The 6,813-nt window shown below is 72.0% G+C and carries 5 protein-coding genes; all 5 read left to right on the plus strand.

The genetic code is table 11. The annotated features are described in order from the left end of the window. On the plus strand, positions 1-621 hold a 621-nt coding region (locus VGR37_05290), incomplete at its 5' end, for an asparagine synthase C-terminal domain-containing protein (GenBank protein ID HEV2146809.1). After that, positions 611-1,792: a glycosyltransferase family 4 protein gene (locus VGR37_05295; protein ID HEV2146810.1), complete on the plus strand. Its 1,182-nt coding sequence runs from the start codon at positions 611-613 to the stop codon at positions 1,790-1,792. The genes VGR37_05290 and VGR37_05295, both read left to right, overlap by 11 nt. Further along, entirely contained in the window at positions 1,789-3,939 is a 2,151-nt protein-coding gene (locus VGR37_05300; protein ID HEV2146811.1) for a bi-domain-containing oxidoreductase, read from the plus strand. Before VGR37_05295 ends, VGR37_05300 begins: the two co-directional genes overlap by 4 nt. Positions 3,940-3,970: 31 nt before the next feature. Further along, positions 3,971-4,912: a class I SAM-dependent methyltransferase gene (locus VGR37_05305; GenBank protein HEV2146812.1), complete on the plus strand. Its 942-nt coding sequence runs from the start codon at positions 3,971-3,973 to the stop codon at positions 4,910-4,912. 11 nt (positions 4,913-4,923) lie between these two features. Next, positions 4,924-6,813, plus strand: a 1,890-nt coding sequence (gene asnB / locus VGR37_05310) for an asparagine synthase (glutamine-hydrolyzing) (GenBank protein HEV2146813.1), incomplete at its 3' end; no start/stop codon positions are given.

Here is a 6,813-nt window from a genome sequence, read left to right on the forward strand (position 1 = left end):
GATCCCGCACTGCGCATGGCGCTCCTGCTCACCGTGGAGACGCCGCGCAGCTCGCCCCTGCGAGTCATGAGCGCCGGGGCCCGCGAGCGGCTGCGGGGCTCGGACCCGTTCCGCGCCTACCGCGAGTGCCAGGCGCGCTTCCGCGGGCTCGACCCGGTGCAGCGGATGCTGCGCACCGACCTTTCAGTGCTCCTGCCGAACACCTTCCTGGAGAAGGTGGACAAGTCCACCATGGCGCACAGCGTGGAGGTCCGCGTCCCCTTCCTGGACAACGCCCTCTCCGCCTACGCCGTCGGGCTCCCCGCGTCGTACAAGGTGCGGCGTGGGGAAAAGAAGTGGATCCTGCGGCGCGCTCTCCGCGGGATCGTCCCGGACGAGGTCCTGGACGGGCCCAAGACCGGCTTCGGGGTCCCCTACGAGTACTGGCTGCGCGCTCCGCTCGCCGGCTTCATGCGCGAGGTCCTCACCGACCCGGCGACCTCGCGGTGGGGGATCTTCGACACGCGCGCCCTGACCGCCTGCATGGACGACCACGTGTCCGGACGGCGGAACCACGGCTTCCTCCTATGGAAGTGCCTGCACCTCGCGCTCTGGCACCGTGCGTACTTCGATGGGCGCTGAGGGGAAGCCGCTCGTCCTCTTCGTGGGGGCGTTCCCGCCGGAGGGGAAGCGGATCCACGGGGGAATGGTCAGCTCCTGCGCGGCGCTGCTCGCCTCCTCGTTCCCGGACGAGGTGGACCTGCTCCTGGTGGACAGCACGCAGCAGGAGGTGCCTCCCCCGCCCGTGCTGCGGCGCGCCGTGCACGCCGCCCGCCGGGTCGCGCGGGTCGTGTGGCTCATCGAGCGCCGCCGTCCCGACGCGGTCCTCCTCTTCGCGGCGCTGGGACTGAGCCTGCTGGAGAAAGGGCTGTGCGCGGGGTATGCGCGCCTGCGGGGGATCCCCGCGCTCCTGTCGCTGCGCGGCGGCGCCTTCATGGACAGCAGCCGGCGCTCGCCCAGATACCGCCGGCTCTTCCGCCCGGTGCTGGCGAACGCGAGCTACCTGGTGTGCCAGGGGGATACGTGGCAGAGCTTCTTCGGGGAGGTGTACGGGATCCCCGCGGAGCGCTGCCCGGTGGTCCAGAACTGGACCGCCTCGCCGGATCTCCTCCGCATCGGAGAGGCGCGGGAGTACGGCGTCCGGCGGCGGGTCCGGCTCCTCTTCGTCGGGTGGCTGGACGACACCAAGGGGATCTTCGAGCTGCTGGAGGCGCTGGCGCGGCTCGCTGCCACCCCGGGTCTCCCCGAGGTGGAGCTCGTCGTCGCCGGGGAGGGGAACGCCTCGGAGGCCGCGCGGGAGTGGGTCCGCACGCGTGAGCTTGCGGATCGGGTTACATTTCTCGGCTGGATCGACGGGGAGGAGAAGCTCCGCGCCTTCGCGCAGGCGGACGTCTTCGTGCTCCCTAGCCACGGCGAGGGGCTCCCCAACGCGATGGTCGAGGCCATGGCGACGGGCCTCCCCGTGGTGGTCACCCCCGTGGGGAGCATCCCGGACGTGGTGGAGAGCGGGCGGCAGGGCGTCCTGGTCCCGGTGGGGGACGCGGGAGCCCTGGCGCGCGCCCTGGGGCCGCTGGTGGCGGACCCGGCCGCGCGGGAGCGGCTGGGGAGGGAGGGATTCAGGACGGCGAGGGAGCGGTTCGGCGTGGAGGAAGCCGTCCGCAAGCTGACGCGCATCATCCATCGCGCCCGGGAGGAGAGCTCCGGGGCGCGGATGCCCGTTTCCGGCATTCGTACAGAACAGGAGCACCCGTGAAACAGGTCGTACAGCATATCGGTTCCCGGAAGCTGGAGGTGGCCGAGGTCCCCGAGCCCGCCTGCAAGTCGGGGGGCGTGGTGGTGCGCAACGACGTCTCGCTGATCAGCGCCGGGACGGAGCGCCTGGTCATCGACTTCGCCAACAAGTCGCTCCTGGGCAAGGCGCAGGAGCGCCCGGACCTGGTCAAGAAGGTGCTCGACAAGGTGCGCAAGGAGGGGATCGGCGCCACCCTGCAGACCGTCAAGGGCGGGCTGGAGCGGTTCATCCCGCTGGGGTACTCCTGCGCCGGCGTCGTCGAGCAGGTGGGGCGCGGCGCGGAAGAGTTCGCCGTGGGGGACCGGGTCGCGTGCGCGGGGATGGGCTATGCGTCCCATGCCCACGCGGTCTTCGTCCCGAAGAACCTGACCGTGGCCGTCCCGGCCGAGGTCTCGCTGGAGGACGCCTCCTACGTGACGCTGGGCGCCATCGCGCTGCAGGGAGTGCGCATCGCCGACGTACGCCTGGGCGAGAACGTGGCGGTGATCGGCCTGGGGCTGCTGGGACAGCTCACGGTGCAGATCCTCAAGGCCAACGGGTGCCGGGTGATCGGCGTGGACCTCGACCCCGCCAAGGTGGAGCAGGCGGTTCGGCTGGGTGCGGATGCCGCGGTGCGTCGGAGCGACGACGTGCTGGCGGCCGTCTCGGGCTTTACGGACGGGGTGGGGGTGGACGCGGTGGTGGTCACCGCCGCCACGGAGAGCAACGACCCCATCGAGCTGGCCGGGGAGCTCTGCCGCGACCGGGGGCGCGTCTCCATGGTGGGCGCGGTGAAGATGGATATCCCCCGCAAGGTCTACTACATGAAGGAGCTGGAGCTGCGGCTCTCCCGCTCCTACGGCCCGGGACGCTACGATCCCTCCTACGAGGAGGAGGGGCGCGACTACCCGGTCGGGTACGTGCGCTGGACGGAGCGCCGCAACATGCAGGAGTTCCTGCGCCTGGTCTCCACCGGCCAGGTCACCCCCTCCGCGCTCACCACCCACCGCTTCCCCGTGGAGCAGGCGGAGGAGGCGTACGACATCGTCACCGGGAAGCGGCAGGAAAACTTCGCCGGGGTTGTGCTCACCTATGCGCAGGAGCAGTCCTCCGCCTCCCGGCGCACCCTCCGCCTCCCCGTTCGCCCGGGGCGCACGGGGGCGGTGGGGCTGGGCTTCATCGGGGCGGGGAACTTCGCCACCTCGGTGCTGCTGCCGCGCTTCTCGCGCGTGGCCGGGGCGGACCTGGTGGGCGTCGCCACCGCCACGGGGGTGAGCGGCAAGAACACCGGGACGCGCTTCGGCTTCCGCTACGCGACCACCGACATGGCGGAGCTGCTCGCCGACCCCGCGGTGCACGCGGTGGTGATCGCCACGCGGCACGGCTCGCACGCGCACTTCGCCGCGCAGGCGCTGCGGGCGGGGAAGGCGGTGTTCGTGGAGAAGCCGCTGGCGATCGACGAGGCCGGGCTCGAGGAGGTGCTCACGGCGCAGGCGGAAAGCGGGCAGGTGCTGGCGGTGGGTTTCAACCGGCGGTTCTCGCCGTTCGCGGAGCAGCTCAAGGGCTTCTTCGCGCCGGGAACCCGGCTGGCGGTCAACTACCGGGTCAACGCCGGCGCCATCCCGCGGGAGAGCTGGATCCACGACCCGGAGGAGGGCGGCGGGCGGATCATCGGAGAGGTTTGCCACTTCGTGGACCTGCTCCAGTTCCTCACGGACGACCTCCCCGTGGAGGTGTTCGCCCACTCGCTCGGCGGGCCGGAGGGGGCGCTGCACGACACCATCGCCGCGACGCTCCGCTTCCGCAACGGCTCGCTGGGCAGCATCAACTACCTGGCCACCGGGGACAAGGCGTTCCCCAAGGAGCGCGTCGAGGTCTTCGGCGGCGGCGGGATCGGCATCCTGGAGGACTTCCGGGAGGTGCTCACCACCCGCGGCGGAAAGCGGAGCCGGACGCGCAAGCTGGCGCAGGAGAAGGGGTTCGACCAGGAGATCGCCCGCTTCCTGGAGGCGGTGCGCGACGGCGGCCAGCTCCCCATCTCGATCGAGTCGCTGGAGGCTACCCACCGGGTCACCTACGCGCTGGAGGAGTCGCTCCGCACGGGTCGCCCGGTCCGCATCGCCTCGTGAGCCGGCCCACCTCCACACGACTGCCGCACGGATGATCAAGAGCGCCCGGCTCGCGAAGCTCGCGATGAAGCTCTGGGAGACCGAACCCGATCCCGGCGACCTCGCGCTGGCGGAGATCTTCAAGACCGACGATTTCCGGCGGGCGGACCCCGCCGGGAGGCGGGAGATGATGCTCGCCTCCGCCCGCTTCCGCTACGAGTACGAGCTTCGGTACCCTTTCTCCCGGTACTTCGCGGCGGACATCCGGCCCCTCCTCGCCGGCAGGGAGGTGCTGGACCTGGGATCGTTCACCGGGGGCAGGTCGGTGGCCTGGTACGAGGCCTACCGGCTCCGCAGGATCGTGGGGGTGGACGTCGCCCCGGAGTTCATCGAGGCGGCGGAGACCTTCGCAGCGGAGCACGGGGCCGACGCGGAGTTCCACCTGGCCGTCGGCGAGCAGCTTCCCTTCGAGGACGACCGCTTCGAAGCCGTGGCGACCTTCGACGTGTTCGAGCACGTCGCCGACCTCTCCCAGGTGATGTCCGAGACCTTCCGGGTGCTGAAGCCCGGGGGCGTGCTGGTGGCGGTGTTCCCTCAATACATGAACCCGTTCGAGCACCACCTGGGCATGGTCACGCGGATGCCCGGGGTGCAGTGGCTCTTCGACAGCGACGCCCTCAACGAGGCGTACCGGGGGATCCTGCGCGATCGCGGCGAGCGGGCGTCGTGGTACGCGCACGACTTCCAGCCGTGGGAGCGGCTGCACACCATCAACGGCACCAGCATCCGGGAGTTCGAGGAGATCGTCCGCGAGCGTCCCTGGGAGGTCGTCTACCAGGACTACATGGTCCTGCTGACCACCACCCGCCCGATCATGGCGCGCCCGCGGCTGAAGCGCGCGCTGGAGGGGCTCCGCCCGCTCCTGGGGGTGCAATGGATCCGCGAGCGCCTGGCCGACCGCATCGCGGTGATCCTGCGCAAGCCCGCCCGGTGAAGGCACGCTAGATGTGCGGGATCGCGGGACTCCAGGGCCGTTTTCCCCCCGGGCTGCTGGACGCCATGAGCGGGGCCATCGCGCACCGGGGGCCGGACGGCCTGGCGAGCGTGACGCTGTCGCCCCCCGCGGCGGCGCCGGTGGGGCTGGCGCACCGCCGACTTGCGATCATCGACCTCTCCGACGAGGGGCGGCAGCCGATGACGGCCGCCTGCTCCCGCTGCGGCTGCGCCGGGCTGGACGACCTGGCGCTGGTCTACAACGGGGAGATCTACAACTTCCCGGAGCTGCGCCGCTCGCTGGAGGGCCGCGGGCACGTCTTCCACAGCCGCACCGACTCCGAGGTCCTCCTCCACCTCTACGCGGAGGAGGGCCTGGCGATGCTCGGGCGGCTGAACGGGATCTTCGCCTTCGCCATCTACGACGGGCGGGAGAACGGGCGCCCGGAAGGGGTGGCGCGGGGGGACCTGTTCCTGGCGCGCGACCACCTGGGCGTGAAGCCGCTCTACTTCGCCGAGGCGGCGGAGGGGCTCCTCTTCGCCTCCGAGATGAAGGCGCTCCTGCGGCACCCCGGGCTCCCCCGGACCGTGGACCACGTCGCGCTGCACCACCAGCTCGCCTACCTCTGGATCCCGGCGCCGCGCACCGGCCTGGAGGCGGTCCGGAAGCTCCGGCCGGGGTACGCGCTCCTCGCCCGCGGGGGGAAGTCGGTGCGGGAGTGGTGCCACTACGACCTCCCCTACGGCGGGCCGTACCTGGACGACTCGGAGGAGGAGGTCGCGGAGCGCGTCCGGGCCGAGATCGAGGAGGCGGTGGCGCGGCAGATGGTCTCCGACGTGCCGGTGGGGGCCTTCCTCTCCGGTGGGCTGGACTCCAGCGCGGTGGTCGCCATGATGCGGCGCGCGCGGCCGGACCACGCCCCTGTCTGCTACAGCATCGGCTTCGCGGAGGGAGGGATCGACGGGAGCCCCGCCGACCTCCCCTACGCGCGGCGGGTGGCGGAGCACCTGGGGGTACGGCTCCACGCGATCGAGGTCCAGCCCGACATCGTCCAGCACCTGGAGCGGATGCTCTACCTGCTGGACGAGCCGCAGGCCGACCCCGCCCCGATCAACGCCCTCCTCATCGCCGAGCAGGCGCGCGCCGACGGGATCAAGGTGCTCCTCTCCGGCGCAGGCGGGGACGACGTCTTCTCCGGGTACCGGCGGCACGTGGCGCTCGGCTCCGAGCGGCTCTGGGGGAGGCTCCCCGCCGCCGCGCGCGCGGCCGTGGCGGCGCCCGCGCGCCGGGTCGCGGCAGGGGGAGGCCCCTCGGCCGGTTCGGCCACCCTGCGGCGCGTGGTCAAGCTGCTGGAGCACGCCGACCTCCCGCCGGACCGGCGGATGGCGGCGTACTTCTGGTGGAGCGGCGAGCGGCTGCGGCGCTCGCTCTACTCGCCGGCGCTGGCGCGGGAGCTGGAGGACGTGGACACGGCGGCTCCGCTGCTGGAGAGCCTGGCCCGCATCCCAGGGGAGCGCGACCCGCTCAACCGGATGCTGTACCTGGAGTCGAAGCACTTCCTGGCCGACCACAACCTGAACTACACCGACCGCATGGGGATGGCGGCCGGTGTCGAGGTGCGGGTCCCGCTCCTCGACCTCCAGGTCGTGGAGCTGGCGGCCCGGATCCCCGCCCGGATGAAGCAGAAGGGGAGGACGGGGAAGGCGATCTTCAAGCGGGCCATGGAGCCCCACCTCCCGCGCGAGGTGATCTATCGCGAGAAGACCGGCTTCGGCGTCCCCCTGAGGCGCTGGCTCCGCGCCGAGCTCCGCGACCGGGTGGAGGAGGTCCTCTCTCCCGATTCGCTCCGCAGTCGGGGCCTGTTCGACCCTCGCGCGGTCCAGCGGCTCATGGCGCTGGAC

The sequence above is a fragment of the Longimicrobiaceae bacterium genome (genome assembly GCA_035936415.1).
Classification (GTDB): domain Bacteria; phylum Gemmatimonadota; class Gemmatimonadetes; order Longimicrobiales; family Longimicrobiaceae; genus JAFAYN01.